Source organism: Lacinutrix gracilariae (assembly GCF_042684485.1).
Classification (GTDB): domain Bacteria; phylum Bacteroidota; class Bacteroidia; order Flavobacteriales; family Flavobacteriaceae; genus Oceanihabitans; species Oceanihabitans gracilariae.
This window is the reverse complement of record NZ_JBHULM010000004.1, coordinates 17,438-31,930: the sequence shown is the minus strand read 5'-3', so window position 1 is coordinate 31,930 and position 14,493 is coordinate 17,438. Positions and strand designations below refer to the sequence as shown.

Below are 14,493 nucleotides of genomic sequence, written 5' to 3'. Positions count from 1 at the left end.
CCTATTACAAGCCACTATTTCTGTGGTCTTTTACCATAAACCTTCTGGTATTAATGGCAAGTAATAGCTTTTTACTTACTATTTTAACCAAGGTCTTTTTAATGACTTTGGGATGGTTACTACTAAAAGATTGTAGTGTTAGAAAGAAAATAGGGTTCTATAAAATAGCAGGAATCTCTAACCTAAGACTACTGTGTTTTTTATTTATAATAGACTGTTTTGTATCTATACCTTTCCTTTTTTTAGTAAAAGGATTTACATAATATAGGATTTAAAAATCAACAATTACACCAATACCAAGTATTTGTTTCCATTGTATTCTTGCTCCTTCCTCAAGATATTCTACTTCTTCGGCTTCTTCATCTATAGCAATAAGATTTTTTACATCGTTATCATACTTTAAATGCGAACCTAGGTTTGCTCTAACGTAGTTATTTACTTTAAAATCAAGGTTCACTTGCCAATCAACATCTATGTTTCCGAAATCATTAAGATAATCGGTATAAAAATTCACAGAATGTTTCATATAAATATTTGCGGCTATTTCTGTTTCGTAGGCATTAGTAAGTAAAATACCAAACTCATTTCTTACTTGCTCTCCTTCTTTTACCACATTACCTTCTTCATCTAAAACGGCAGGTTCTACACCAAAGGAACCAGCATCTGCTAAGTCTTGATCTAACACAAAAGTTGTTTTTATAGTAGCTGGAGAAAAGTAAACAGACAAGTTATCCATTCTTTTCCCATATTCAATTCCTGCTCCATAAAACAAATAACCAGGTGCCATTAATTTAGAAATTGCGTTAGAAGTATCTGGGTAAGTATACCCATTTGTAAACTGTGTTTTAAAATTAAATTTAGAGGTATAAAACCAGTTGCTTAAAGTGTCTCTTCTAAATCCTACTTCAGAGTTAATTTCAATTAAATCTTCGGTTTTTCTTAACTCTTGATCCTGTTGCTTATTAACACCATAGCGAATATTAATATTATTATTCCAAAAAAAATGCTTGTATCTATAATTTGCTTCACTAGCAATACCTAGTAATGCTGAAATAGAGTTACTACCTCCAGAATTCCAGTTTACAAAGGCTACTTCGCTAACATCTAAGGTTGCTACATTTTTGTTTTTCCATTTCGGAAAATCTATATCAAAATCTTTAGCTACAGCTGTAGAATCTGTTTGTGCTTGGCTAAATTGGATAAAGAATACTACAAATAGTATAAGAAACTTTTTCATACGTAAAATTTAATAGCATACTAAAATAAATAGTACAATAATAAGGATTAAGGGTTTTAACTAATTTTAACGATTTACTAATATGCAAACGTCCCGAATTCACTTTTTATTGTTAATTTTTTACTTTCTGAAGCCTCTACACGTCCAACTATTTTAGCATCAACATTAAAGGATTTAGAAATAGCGATAATATCTTCTGCTATTTCCGGACTTACGTAAAGTTCCATTCTATGACCACAGTTAAATACTTGGTACATTTCTTTCCAATCTGTTTTAGATTGCTCTTGAATAAGTTTAAATAAAGGTGGTATTGCAAACATATTATCTTTAATAATATGTAGGTTTTCAATAAAGTGAAGTATTTTAGTTTGTGCTCCTCCAGAACAGTGTACCATTCCGTGTAGCTTATCACTATTGTATTTAGACAAAATAGCACTAATAATTGGCGCATACGTTCTTGTAGGAGATAAAACTAGTTTACCAGCATCTATTGGAGCATCTGCTACTGCATCTGTTAATTTTACATTACCAGAATACACTAAATCTTCTGGTACAGAAGCATCAAAACTTTCAGGATATTTTTCTGCTAAATATTTAGCAAACACATCATGTCTTGCAGAAGTTAAACCGTTACTTCCCATTCCACCATTGTACTCCTTTTCATAAGTTGCTTGCCCAAAACTTTCAAGACCAACAATAACATCTCCTGGTTTTATGTTTGCATTATCTATAACATCTTCGCGTTTCATTCTTGCTGTTACTGTAGAATCTACAATAATCGTTCTTACCAAGTCACCTACGTCTGCTGTTTCGCCTCCTGTAGAATGAATTGTTACACCAAAAGTTTTTAAGTCTTGAATAAGTTCTTCTGTACCATTAATAATAGCAGAAATGACTTCACCAGGAATTAGATTTTTATTTCTACCAATAGTAGAAGAAAGCATGATATTGTCTGTTGCACCAACACAAAGTAAGTCGTCAATATTCATGATTAAAGCATCTTGAGCAATGCCTTTCCAGACAGAAACATCTCCTGTTTCTTTCCAGTACATATACGCAAGCGAAGATTTTGTACCTGCACCATCTGCATGCATGATTAAGCAATAAGCATCATCATTAGTTAAATAATCTGGAACAATTTTACAGAATGCTTTTGGAAACAATCCTTTATCAATGTTTTTAATTGCATTGTGCACATCTTCTTTAGAAGCAGAAACGCCACGTTGTGCATATCTTTTACTTATATCTTGGCTCATGAGTATGTTTTGAGCCACAAAAATAAGAATTGTATTTTAGTTATTTATAAATTATTGGATTGGAATTAATAATTGTTTTAGTTTCTGCTGGTATTTTGTTCTTTTTGTTAGCAATACCAAAGTAATAATTAACACCAAAACCTATTCGCCAAAAGGCATCATTTGCATTACCATAAATTTTTTCATCTAAATTATCTTCAAAGGCATGGTTATATTCTGTAAACAATTTTACCCCAAAGTCTTCTAAAACCAAATACTCTACTCCTAAACCTCCTTGTAATTTAAGGGTTTTTTCTAAAAAATGATTACTAGCATTAATACCTCCTCCTGCAAAAACAAATGGCGTAAATAATTTATAAGGCATAAGTGTGCTTTCTACATTTAAATCAAAAGACATATAGCCTTTATTAATTACATCTTTATAACCGAGATTAAATTTGTTATAGGTCGCATTTATATTTATATATGGATTAATATATCTTTTATAACCTATTTGGCCATAAAACTCAAATAAAGGGTTTGAGTAATCACCATTAATAATAGCAATACCTAAAGCAGCAGTAACAACATTATCTGCTCTATACTTTTGTAATGTAATTTCGGTATTGTCTTTTAATTCTTTATCCTCTTCATTTTGGGTTTGTGCATTAGCTTGTGTGAAACAAAAACACAGAAATAACACTGCAAAAACTGGTTTTAATTGTACTTTCATAATAGCCTACTATTTTGGGGTTGGTTTTATAAAAAAAAGACAAATGAGAAACCTCTATTTGTCTTTATTGATAATACTTAAATTAACACAAAATAACTCATCAAGTCATTTACTAACTAAAATTAGTTATTATCTTTTTGAATACTTTGATTATTCTGTACTAAATCTTTGTTGAAATCCTGATCCTCATTTTCATTATTTGCTTGCGAGAAGATAAAGGTCGCAACCATAAGCATAAGGACACTTAGAAAAAGCCTCTTCATATTAAATTGATTATTGATTAATAGCAAGGCTAAAATACAGAAAAAAGAAGCACTAAAAGACTATATATCAAATATTTCGATAATCTGCGAATTATTTTAGATAAACGACAATCAATTAAATTTTCTGCAATAAAAAAGGCCACTTTTATTAAAGTGACCTTACTTATTTATTGCTGTTAAACGATTAGTTAGTAAACAACAGCTCTCTGTATTTGGTTAATGGCCAAAGGGTATCATCTACTAATAACTCTAATTTATCACAATGATATCTTATATCACTAAAAAGAGGTTTTACCTTAAAACAATACGCATCTGCTTTTTTCTCTATATCCTCTAAGTTGTTTGCTTTTTTGCGTTCGTTAATCATTTTAGTAACATTAGAATTTATAGCTTCTAAATGTCCAGAAATTGTTTCAATTAAGACCATTTGTTCTTTAGCAAATTTTTTAAAGTCTGAACCATAAATTTCTTTAAGTCCTCTTACATTTTCAATTAAAATATTTTGATACTTAACAGCTGTAGGAACAATATGATTTCTAGCAATATCTCCCAAGGTACGACTTTCAATTTGTAAGCGCATGGTGTATTGCTCTACTTCAATTTCATAACGTGCTTCTACCTCTACCTTATTCATAACACCTAAGTCCTTATAAAGGTCTATGGCTTTTTTAGATATTTTAGCTTTAAGCGCTTCTGGTGTGGTTTTATTATTACTAAGTCCACGTTTTTTAGCTTCTTTTTCCCAAGCTTCACCATAACCATTACCTTCAAAAAGTATATTTTTAGATTTCTTGATATACTCTCTTAAGATGTTAAAAATAGCTTCGTCTTTTTTTAATTTCTTCTTTTCAATTAAAGTATCTACTTCTCCTTTAAACTCTACCAACTGCTTTGCTACAATAGCATTTAAAACAGTCATTGGGTTAGCACAATTAGCTGTAGAACCAACTGCTCTAAATTCAAATTTATTTCCTGTAAAAGCAAAAGGAGATGTTCTATTTCTGTCGGTATTATCTAATAACACATCCGGAATTTTACCTACTACATTTAACTTTAAATCTGTTTTTTCTTCTGGTGATAATTTACCTGCAGTAACATTTTCAAGTTCGCTTAAGGTTTTGGTTAATTGCTCACCAATAAACACCGAAATAATTGCTGGAGGCGCTTCATTTGCACCTAAACGATGGTCATTACTAGCAGACGCTATTGCAGCACGCAGTAATTCTTCATTATCACAAACCGCTTTAATAGTATTAATAAAGAAGGTTAAAAATTGCAGGTTGCTCATTGGTGTTTTTCCTGGACTCAACAAGTTTACACCTGTATCTGTTGCTAAACTCCAATTGTTATGTTTACCAGAACCATTAACACCTGCAAATGGCTTTTCATGAAAAAGCACTTTAAAATTATGACGAGCAGCAATTTTATCCATAACATCCATAAGTAAGGAGTTATGATCTACTGCAAGATTAGCTTCATCAAAAACAGGAGCTAATTCAAATTGATTAGGAGCAACTTCATTATGTCTGGTTTTTACAGGAATACCAAGAAGCATACATTCTGTTTCTAAATCACGCATATAAGCCATAGCACGATTTGGTATAGTACCAAAGTAATGGTCGTCTAACTGTTGTCCTTTAGCAGGTGAATGCCCTAATAAAGTTCTACCTGTTAAAACAATATCTGGACGAGAATTAGCCAAAGCCAAATCAATTAAAAAGTATTCTTGTTCCCAACCCAAAGAGGCATTTACCTTTTTAACATTTTTATCAAAATATTTACACACAGCAACTGCAGCTTGATCTACTGCTTGCAAGGCACGAAGTAAAGGTGTTTTATAATCTAAAGCTTCTCCTGTATACGAAACAAAAACCGTTGGCACACAAAGTGTTGTACCATAAATAAATGCTGGAGAAGTAGGATCCCAAGCGGTGTAACCACGAGCTTCAAAGGTATTTCTAATTCCTCCATTAGGAAAACTAGAAGCATCAGGTTCTTGTTGTACTAATTGTCCACCTCCAAATTTCTCTATTGCTCTTCCGTTTCCTATGGGTTCAAAAAAGGCATCATGTTTTTCTGCAGTAGCTCCAGTTAATGGCTGAAACCAATGTGTATAATGTGTAACACCCTTAGAAATAGCCCATTCTTTCATTCCTGTAGAGATATGATCTGCTACTACTCTTTCTATCTTAGATCCATTTTTAATAGCATCTTGCACACTATTAAAAGCCTCTTTAGTTAAATATTGACGCATGGTATCTTCATTAAAAACATTAGCCCCAAAAATGCTAGAACGACGCTCATTCTCCTCAATATGAACAGGTTCTCTTTGATAGGTTTGTTTTACAGCATGAAATCTTAATGTTGACATATATATGTTTTAAAATTATTTTATGAAATTACTATTTTTAGGCAAGATAAAAAACAATACCCTAAAAAATATAGGGTTATTAACAGTAATTTAATAAAATTTAAACGAAGACTCCTATTTTTTTATAGGCCAAACCGAAAAATAGTTATATTTGCTCCATCATTTATTAACACAACGAATATTAATTATGAGTAAATCGAAACTAGAGTATATTTGGTTGGATGGCTATAAACCAACACAAAACATGAGAAGTAAAACTAAAGTTGAAGAAGACTTTAGTGGTAAATTAGAAGACTGTCCAATTTGGTCTTTTGATGGCTCATCAACAAGACAAGCATCTGGTGGATCTTCAGATTGTTTATTAAAACCTGTTGCTATTTATCCAGATCCTGCAAGAAAGAATGGATACTTAGTAATGACTGAAGTTTTAAATGCAGATGGAACACCACACATTTCTAACGGAAGAGCAACAATTGATGATGACGATAATGATTTCTGGTTTGGATTTGAGCAAGAATACTTTATTATGGATACACAGACACAATTACCATTAGGTTTCCCTATTGGTGGTTATCCTGCTCCACAAGGTATGTATTACTGTTCTGTTGGAGGAAAACATACACATGGTAGAGATTTAGTTGAAGAACATGCAGATTTATGTATTGCTGCAGGTTTAAACTTTGAAGGTATTAACCAAGAAGTTGCTTCAGGACAATGGGAGTTTCAATTATTTGCAAAAGGCGCTAAAAAAGCTGGAGACGAAATTTGGGTTGCTCGTTACTTACTAGATCGTTTAACAGAACAATATGGTTACTATATAGAATACCACCCAAAACCATTAGGTAAAGATATGGATTGGAATGGTTCTGGAATGCATGCAAACTTCTCTAATTCAGTATTAAGAACTTGTGGAAGTAAAGAAACTTACGAAAAAATATGTGAAGCATTTAGACCAGTTGTAGCAGAACACATTGCTGTTTACGGAGAGTTTAACGACCAACGTTTAACAGGAGAACACGAAACTGCTTCTATACACGACTTTAGTTATGGTATTTCTGATAGAGGAGCTTCAATAAGAATCCCTATTATTACAGTAGAAAAAGGATGGAAAGGATGGTTAGAAGACAGAAGACCTGCTTCTAATGGAGATCCATATAAAATTGCTGGAAGAATTATTACAACCGTTAAATCTGCAAATGTCGGTTAATTTTGTTTACATTATTTTAATATCCATTAAAAAAGGTTGTCTGTTTAGACAACCTTTTTTTTATTCTTTATTTATTCTTTACTCTTTCTTTATTTACCCTTTAAATACTAAGAATATAAAAATACCATAAAGCACCACTAGGCCAAATCCTTTAATTTTATTTATCTCATGCTTTTTTGGTAAAAGAGCCAATACAAGAACACTTGCAGCAAAAATTAACATCCAAAAAATATCACGAGACAGAATTAAAGGCTCTGTAACAGGAATGGTTTTAATTATAGAAGTTAAACCAAGCACAGAACCTATATTAAAAATATTAGAACCTAATAGGTTTCCTAATGAGATTGCTTTTTCTTGTTTCGCTGCAGCAATAACCGAAGCTGCTAATTCTGGTACACTAGTACCTATGGCAATCATGGTAACACCAATTACAGCTTCACTAACACCAAGAAGTGTAGCTATTTCTGTAGCACCTTTTACTAACCACTCACTACCAAAGTATAAGGCCGAAGCACCTATTAATAACCAAATAAATATTTTAAAATTAGAAACAGTTGCTAGTGCAGCATCTACTTCTTCTGAAACTTCATCGTTTTTTTGATTCTTAATTAAAAAGATTATAAAAGCAATTAAAGCTGCAAAAAGCACTCCTCCTTCTATTGCTGTTAACTGGCTATCATTCCATAAAAAATAATAAAGAGCTATAGAAAACAACATCATAACTGGCCAATTCACTTTGTAAAACGACTTATCTACAGCAATAGCACCAACTATAGCAGTTATACCTAACACCAAACCTATATTAGCAATATTAGAACCTACTACATTATTTATAGCAATAGCTGGCGAGCCAGACAAGGCTGCATTTAAACTAACTAGTAATTCTGGTGCAGAAGTTGCAAAAGAAACTACTGTCATACCTATTACTATTTTAGATATGTTTAATTTAAAAGATAAAGCAACAGAAGCTCGAACAAGAAACTCTCCTCCTATTACCAACAAAACAAAGCCTAAAATTAAAAATACTACACTCATATTTACTTTTTGTGCGAAGATACTATTTCTTCTAAATGAAAAAGCAAAACTTAAAATTTAGTTAAATAACTACACAAGTAGTTGTATAACTATAAATATAGTTATATATTTGAATACGCTTATATAATGTATTGTATTAAAAACTAACATTTAAGTTTATGCAAAAGTTAACCAATAAAGAAGAAGAGATTATGCACATTTTATGGAAGCTGGAAAAAGCTTTTGTAAAAGATGTTTTAAAAGAAATAACTACAGACAAACCTCACTACAACACCCTTTCTACTATTATTAGAAACTTAGAAGAAAAAGGCTATGTTAGTTATACTGCTTACGGAAAGACACATCAATACTTTCCTATTATAACTAAAGAAGCTTATAAAAAGAAGTTTATGAGCACTGCTATTGATAATTATTTTAATAGTTCTTACAAAAATGTAGTTTCCTTTTTTGCTAAAGAAGAAAAAATTAGTGTAGCTGAATTAAAAGAAATTATTTCAATAATAGAACAAAAAAAGTAAACATGGAATATTTTTTAAAAGCATCTGCCATTACTGCACTTTTTTATATATGCTATACGTGTTTACTGCAACGCGAAACATTTTTTGAAAGTAATAGATGGTTTTTAATTACAGGAATTTTAGCAACAGTTGTAGCTCCTTTGTTAATTATACCTATTTATATAGAAAACCCAAATACAGCAATTGATCTTTCTGCCTATTCTACAAATGTAAGTACAGCAAACACGACAAATACAGACTATAATTATATTATAATATCAAGCATCTATTTAATAGGTGTAAGTTTCTTTTTAATAAAATTAGTTATTGAGTTAGCTTCTTTAGTGCAATTGCTTTGTAAAAATAAATCTTATAAAAAAAATGGTTTCAACATTATAGAAACCGAAGATACAATATCTCCATTTTCCTTTTTTAAATATATAGTATACAACCCAAAACAATTTAATCAAGAAGAATTAAAACATATTATTAACCATGAAAAAGTACATGTTAATCAATGGCATTCTATAGACGCCTTGCTTATGCAATTAGCAAGTATTGTTTTTTGGTTTAATCCGTTTATCTGGTTGTACAAAAAGGAAGCATTACAAAATTTAGAATTTATTGCAGATAAAAACGCGCAAAGTATTTCGTCTTGTAAAAAAAGTTACGAATATGTTTTACTTAAAACAACCGTTTCTAATCCGCAATTAATACTAACAAATAATTTTTACACATCATTAATCAAAAAACGAATCGTTATGTTACACAAATCAAAATCAAACAAATTAAATCTTTTAAAGTACACATTAATACTACCTGTATTAGCTCTATTTTTAATGAGTTTTAATACCAAAGAAGTGTATTTAAATCAAAGCACTGTAAATAGTAACCAAACTATTATTAGTTCTATTGAAATAGCAATTATAGACAAAAATTATACAGATGCTGCTCTTGAAGAAGTTAAAGCAACATTTAAAAAAAAGAACGTTGACCTAAGTTTTAAAGCTATTAAACGAAATGACTTAAATGAAATAATAGCTCTTAAAATAAAAGGAGTTTCACAAAACACGAAAACCAACTATAGTTCAGATTCTAAAGACGCTATTAAACCTATTAAAATAACTTATAACAGTAAAAACGAAAGCCTTATAATAGGAACAATAGAAGAAGACAGAACACAAATAACAGAAGATATAACTACTAAAATTGTAAAATCGGGTTCTGGTAGTAATTTAATAATCTCTGAGGAAGATGCTACAGAATCAAACCATGATATAGAAGTTATTGTGGAAGATGAAAATAAAAACAGTGAAGAAGACAAAGTGGTAATTATAAGAAAAACTAAAGATTTAGATTCTGATGCCTCTGAAAAAGAAGAAGAAACAATATTTATTACCAAAAAGGAATTCCAAAACAAACAAACTTCGGTTGAAGATGAGGATGACATTGATATTATCGAAACCATAACGGATGACGATTCATCAATGATTGCCACAGATATTGAAAACAGTGTATTAATATTTATAGACGACAAAGAATCTACAAGAAAAGCTATGGAAGAATTAGACCCAAATCATATTTCTAGCATGCAAGTATTTAAAGGAGATAAAATGACCAAAAAATATGGACCAAAAGCCAAAGATGGCGTTATATTTATTACTACTAAATAGGTTTAATTGACCTTACAAAAAAAAGCGCAAACCTACAGTTTGCGCTTTTTTTTATATATTATTTAAGTTTTTTTAATTTATAAATATCTTTTTTACTGTTGCTTTATCTTCTGAAGTAATTTTAAAGAGATACATTCCAGTAGAAAGATTAACATTTAAAACCGTATTTCCGTTTATAGGATACGTTTTTACTTTTCTTCCTTCAACAGAAAAAACTTCAACTTTTGCTGGACTTAAAAGTCCGTTAACATAAACCATATTTGTTGCAGGATTAGGATAAACTTCCACTTGCAACGTTGTATTTTCAGCAGCACTTAATTCTTGATCCCAAGCTTGACCTTGCATATTTCCCCAAATATACTCTACTAAATCAGGTTGGTCTATAAAAGGGTTTCTATTAAACTGCCAATTGTACACTACATTATTTCTATTCATTTCAAAATCATCAGGTGGATCATTTCTATGCCATTCTAATAATGTGGCTAAATCACCTAACTCACCTGTTGTATCTTCAGAAAAACCATTTACAACTTGTAAACCATTAAAACGAATTTCCATATACAAAACACTTCTAGCTACATCTCCATAAAAACTTCCAAGTGTATTTTCTGGACCATTATAACCTCCTAAAATTGGATCTCCATAATTTTTATTATTACGGGAACTATTTTCTGGACCATCTACTGCTCTTAAAGCGTGTGCATCTGAATTACCATGACGTAAAGAATCTGCTTTGGTTGTCCAAAAAACATCTACTCCATCTGCTATTTCATCTTCTTCTATACTATAAAAACCACCACGAGATCTAGGGTAAGTATGTTCTCTATTCCATTTTCCATTACTATCAGAAGTAAGTTGGTAATCTAATTTTGCTCTACCTTGTTCTGTATACAGCAACCACACTTGATTACTATTGGCTGGATTTTGATCTGCTTCTTTTAATATATCTATAACATCTGCATATGTTTGCGCTCTTACTATGCTAGGATCTGCAATAATATCTTGCAATGCTTGGTGCAACTCTGCATCTGCCAATCCATCTAGACTATCATAATATCCTGCAGGTTGTGTACTTTGTACTATTCCATAGGTTGGGTTTAATGGTGTACCAAAAGGAGCAACTGTAAAATCATCATCATTAACTCTTAATTTTAAAAAGTTATTATTAGCTATATAAGGCCAATTTAAGTTTTCGTATTTTATTATTAGCTCTTCATCACCTTCATCTACAGTATCATTAATTAGAGTAATTGTAGTAGACACAGAATTGAATCCATTAGGAATGGTAACTGTTGTATCTCCAGAAAAGTCAGAAGCATTAAAACCATAATTATCTAAAGTAAAACTAAAAGTAATGTCTTCGGTAACATTTTCTTCAGTAGAAAAAACAATATCAAAAGATTCTCCTTCATTATACTGGTCTTGATCTGTAGCCATACTAATTGCTATAAAACTTTCTCCTACTCCATCGTTAACTTCTCGAGGTGTTGGTGTAGTAGAAACATAAGAGCCATCTTGTAAACGTTGAATAGAGTTGGTATTATTACTAGATCCTTCATTAATTTGCTCTGTAACTCCTAAAAGCGACATTAAAACGCTATCATCAGAATCACTAGTATCATACACCAAAGCATCAATTAAATTGGTTTGGGTTGCTAATGTTCCTTCAGGAAAATCAGATTCGCTTCCAGAATAAATTGCTACTGCATCTGCTCCGTTTTGAATAGTATTAGCTGATATTAACAACTGCGGAAATGGAGCTAGAGTATCGCTACCAATTACTAGCAATCCATTAATATCTGTTTGGTAACCATCTAATGCTACAGTAAAATAACTAGAATCTCCTCCAGAACTGGAACCATTAAAGAAAACCAGCACGTAACCATCTAAAGAAAAGTATGGTGTATCAGATTTTAGTTCTACAAACTCTTTATCGTCTGTACTTGGCGTATCGCAATCTAGTTCGTTAATAACAATTTGACTAAAAGTAAACTGACAAACAAATAAAAGGACAAGTAGGGAAAATTGCTTTTTCATTGAATATATTTTTTACAAATGTACGTATCCCACCATACTTTTAAGTTTAAAGAATGATTAAATCTTAAAATTTAACACTAACCTCTTTTTTAGTAAGAAAAAGATGAACACTATGGTTTATTATTTCTATTTAAACAATTTACCTCTAGAAAACATAAAAGCATTAAAAAAAAGCCCTACAATTATTACATATTTATATTTAAAAATGAAAAATAACAACAAATTAAAACACAAATTAAGAGAATACAGTTTCAATTAACAACTATAATTATCTTTTTAATTATAATACAGTATGCAAATACATAGTTTTTATATAAAACATTTGGAGGATGCTTTTCAAAAAATATATATTGAAAAAACAATTAAAAAAGTAACGCTTTATTAACCACTAAATCCCAAAAATTATGATGACACTTGCTAAAGCTTTAATGGAGTTTGTTCTTTCTACTATGTAGAATGTATAAAAAGAAAAACTTAGTCTAGAATAAGTTTTTTCTATTTTATAAAAACAAGACATTTGGCTTAGTACTTTTAAATCAATATTTTTACTCTGTGGAACATAAAATTGCTGTACAATAATGAAAAAAAAAGCGTTTAAATTATTAGCAAAAATGAATAAAATGGTATTACCTAGTTTTACAAAACAAGGCTTAGACCTAAGTAAAGCATCAAAGTTACAAATGGCTGTTTTTGGATGGAAACTTTATGTAACCAAAAACGCATTAGATTAATACTATTTAAAAAAATAGTAGCTTTATTTCATTTTTAGTTCTTGCCTTATAAAAAACACAACTGTTTAAAAACCTTTTTAAAGTATCACTAAAAGTAAATCACTTACTGTATTATACCTAAAACATAAGACTTGAAGCGTATTCTTCTTGTAAGAATTGACCAGCAATAAAAAAAATTAAATAAATTTTTAATTTGTTTTGTGGTTATTATAAAAAGGAATATATTTGCATCCACAAAAAAGGCCTCGTGGCGCAACTGAATAGCGCACTTGATTACGGCTCAAGAGGTTATAGGTTTGAATCCTATCGAGGTCACTAGTGTTTATAAAGCTTCCAAGAGATTGGGAGCTTTTTTATTTTTGGTATTTGCCCACGATTTGCCCACTTTTTACGAATTAAGACATATTTAGGTCTGAATATTTATCTAGTAACTTTCCAGTTTTAAAACTACTAATTTCTGAAATTGAATTTATTTTAGAACCATAAACAACCTCAACAAAAAAACATCCTAACACATATCACAACCAACCTCAACGCAGAAGAACTCCAAGAAAAATATGGCGAACGTGTTAGATCTAGGATGCGAGAATCTTTTAACTTAGCAAGCTTTACCTCCAATAGTGTGGATAAAAGGAAATGATGTTCAATATGTATTAGTGTTCATTGCCACTGAACAAAAACAAATCTCATTATTTCATATTTTCAACAACAAAACAAAAGAAAAAAAAAAAAAAAAAAAAAACACCCCATACCCCCTTAACATCAATCAATTACCCTAAGACCTTTATATCTTTTATATTATTTCAATCAATACGTTTCAGCAAAAAACCTCTTTTACACAACCCTTCATAAAAACAAAGTATTGGTTATACACGTATATAAATAAGTTAGCTACAATTTGAATTGATAATCTTATGAAAAATTTAATTATCATAATTTCATTATTCCTTTTTAGTTTAAATTCAGATTCTCAAGTCGATATAAAACTAAAAAATGATTATTTACTGAAAGGCAAATTAATAACCAAGATTGACAAACTTATTCCTCAATGCGGAATTCTAGCTTGGGCAACTATTGTGGAATTTGAAGTTATTTATTTTTCCGACAGCAGTTATTCTGAAAAAATAATTCCTGTAGTTATCGCTTGTCCAAATCCTTATAAAACTGGATTATATGAAATTGGGAATACTTACGAATTAGTTTTAAGCAGTAATAAATGGGATATATCTGAATGGGTTTTCTTTGAGTCTTCAAAAGAATTACTTACTAAATACGATATGAAAAAGCATTATTGGTTTTCTAAACTGATAAAATAAACTGTAGCTAACACCGTATATAATTTATTGCTGGCTTCTCGCCTACTTACGAAAGTCCTCTCGGACTTTCTTGGTCGGTAATTATTTACTAAATTAGTTGCTTAAAACACGCAACGAAACCATATACAAACACGTTGCCAACAATTGTCCCCCAACCT

The 14,493-nt window shown here is 30.6% G+C and carries 11 protein-coding genes, 1 tRNA gene and 1 pseudogene; 7 read left to right on the top strand and 6 right to left on the bottom strand.

What is annotated here, in order from left to right; translation table 11 throughout:
* Positions 1-271: 271 nt before the first annotated feature.
* The 4 genes from ACFSSB_RS01985 to ACFSSB_RS01970 form a co-directional block, all read right to left on the bottom strand.
* Positions 272-1,237 carry a DUF3078 domain-containing protein gene (locus ACFSSB_RS01985; protein ID WP_379900407.1) on the bottom strand — a complete coding sequence of 322 codons (966 nt, stop codon included), beginning with the start codon at positions 1,235-1,237 and terminating at the stop codon, positions 272-274.
* Positions 1,238-1,314: 77 nt separating this feature from the next.
* A complete protein-coding gene (locus tag ACFSSB_RS01980; RefSeq protein ID WP_379900405.1) occupies positions 1,315-2,493 on the bottom strand; it encodes an AIR synthase related protein in 1,179 nt (392 codons plus the stop codon).
* A gap of 40 nt (positions 2,494-2,533) precedes the next feature.
* The gene (locus tag ACFSSB_RS01975) at positions 2,534-3,205 is read right to left on the bottom strand and encodes a Curli production assembly/transport component CsgG (protein WP_379900403.1); all 672 of its coding nucleotides are present in this window, start codon (positions 3,203-3,205) and stop codon (positions 2,534-2,536) included.
* A gap of 447 nt (positions 3,206-3,652) precedes the next feature.
* The gene (locus ACFSSB_RS01970; RefSeq protein ID WP_379900401.1) at positions 3,653-5,839 is read right to left on the bottom strand and encodes a glutamine synthetase III family protein; all 2,187 of its coding nucleotides are present in this window, start codon (positions 5,837-5,839) and stop codon (positions 3,653-3,655) included.
* A 187-nt stretch (positions 5,840-6,026) separates the two neighbouring features.
* Between ACFSSB_RS01970 and ACFSSB_RS01965 the strand changes: the two genes are divergently transcribed.
* Positions 6,027-7,046: a glutamine synthetase beta-grasp domain-containing protein gene (locus ACFSSB_RS01965; RefSeq protein ID WP_379900399.1), complete on the top strand. Its 1,020-nt coding sequence runs from the start codon at positions 6,027-6,029 to the stop codon at positions 7,044-7,046.
* Between the two features lie 93 nt (positions 7,047-7,139).
* Here ACFSSB_RS01965 and ACFSSB_RS01960 read toward each other — a convergent pair whose 3' ends face one another.
* The gene (locus ACFSSB_RS01960; protein WP_379900397.1) at positions 7,140-8,081 is read right to left on the bottom strand and encodes a calcium/sodium antiporter; all 942 of its coding nucleotides are present in this window, start codon (positions 8,079-8,081) and stop codon (positions 7,140-7,142) included.
* Between the two features lie 158 nt (positions 8,082-8,239).
* Between ACFSSB_RS01960 and ACFSSB_RS01955 the strand changes: the two genes are divergently transcribed.
* The gene (locus ACFSSB_RS01955; RefSeq protein WP_379900395.1) at positions 8,240-8,599 is read left to right on the top strand and encodes a BlaI/MecI/CopY family transcriptional regulator; all 360 of its coding nucleotides are present in this window, start codon (positions 8,240-8,242) and stop codon (positions 8,597-8,599) included.
* A gap of 2 nt (positions 8,600-8,601) precedes the next feature.
* Positions 8,602-10,251 (top strand): M56 family metallopeptidase, encoded by a 1,650-nt coding sequence (locus tag ACFSSB_RS01950; protein WP_379900393.1) that lies wholly within the window; start codon positions 8,602-8,604, stop codon positions 10,249-10,251.
* A gap of 72 nt (positions 10,252-10,323) precedes the next feature.
* Here ACFSSB_RS01950 and ACFSSB_RS01945 read toward each other — a convergent pair whose 3' ends face one another.
* Positions 10,324-12,288: an endonuclease gene (locus ACFSSB_RS01945; protein WP_379900391.1), complete on the bottom strand. Its 1,965-nt coding sequence runs from the start codon at positions 12,286-12,288 to the stop codon at positions 10,324-10,326.
* A gap of 578 nt (positions 12,289-12,866) precedes the next feature.
* Between ACFSSB_RS01945 and ACFSSB_RS01940 the strand changes: the two genes are divergently transcribed.
* From ACFSSB_RS01940 to ACFSSB_RS01925, 4 genes and pseudogenes are all read left to right on the top strand, one after another.
* On the top strand, positions 12,867-13,019 hold the full coding sequence (locus ACFSSB_RS01940) for an SsrA-binding protein (RefSeq protein WP_379900389.1): 153 nt from the start codon (positions 12,867-12,869) through the stop codon (positions 13,017-13,019).
* Positions 13,020-13,260: 241 nt separating this feature from the next.
* Positions 13,261-13,334, top strand: a tRNA-Arg gene (locus ACFSSB_RS01935).
* Between the two features lie 190 nt (positions 13,335-13,524).
* Positions 13,525-13,659 (top strand): annotated as a pseudogene (locus tag ACFSSB_RS01930) (ATPase); the annotation flags it as partial.
* A 274-nt stretch (positions 13,660-13,933) separates the two neighbouring features.
* The gene (locus ACFSSB_RS01925) at positions 13,934-14,335 is read left to right on the top strand and encodes a hypothetical protein (RefSeq protein WP_379900387.1); all 402 of its coding nucleotides are present in this window, start codon (positions 13,934-13,936) and stop codon (positions 14,333-14,335) included.
* Positions 14,336-14,493 lie beyond the last annotated feature (158 nt).

Bases quoted from the DNA above. Each gene is read 5' to 3' on its own strand.
- ACFSSB_RS01985 (WP_379900407.1), bottom strand. From the start codon at position 1,237: ATGAAAAAGTTTCTTATACTATTTGTAGTATTCTTTATCCAATTTAGC.
- ACFSSB_RS01925 (WP_379900387.1), top strand. From the start codon at position 13,934: ATGAAAAATTTAATTATCATAATTTCATTATTCCTTTTTAGTTTAAAT.
- ACFSSB_RS01950 (WP_379900393.1), top strand. From the start codon at position 8,602: ATGGAATATTTTTTAAAAGCATCTGCCATTACTGCACTTTTTTATATA.
- ACFSSB_RS01945 (WP_379900391.1), bottom strand. From the start codon at position 12,288: ATGAAAAAGCAATTTTCCCTACTTGTCCTTTTATTTGTTTGTCAGTTT.
- ACFSSB_RS01960 (WP_379900397.1), bottom strand. From the start codon at position 8,081: ATGAGTGTAGTATTTTTAATTTTAGGCTTTGTTTTGTTGGTAATAGGA.
- ACFSSB_RS01940 (WP_379900389.1), top strand. From the start codon at position 12,867: ATGAAAAAAAAAGCGTTTAAATTATTAGCAAAAATGAATAAAATGGTA.
- ACFSSB_RS01980 (WP_379900405.1), bottom strand. From the start codon at position 2,493: ATGAGCCAAGATATAAGTAAAAGATATGCACAACGTGGCGTTTCTGCT.
- ACFSSB_RS01965 (WP_379900399.1), top strand. From the start codon at position 6,027: ATGAGTAAATCGAAACTAGAGTATATTTGGTTGGATGGCTATAAACCA.
- ACFSSB_RS01955 (WP_379900395.1), top strand. From the start codon at position 8,240: ATGCAAAAGTTAACCAATAAAGAAGAAGAGATTATGCACATTTTATGG.
- ACFSSB_RS01975 (WP_379900403.1), bottom strand. From the start codon at position 3,205: ATGAAAGTACAATTAAAACCAGTTTTTGCAGTGTTATTTCTGTGTTTT.
- ACFSSB_RS01970 (WP_379900401.1), bottom strand. From the start codon at position 5,839: ATGTCAACATTAAGATTTCATGCTGTAAAACAAACCTATCAAAGAGAA.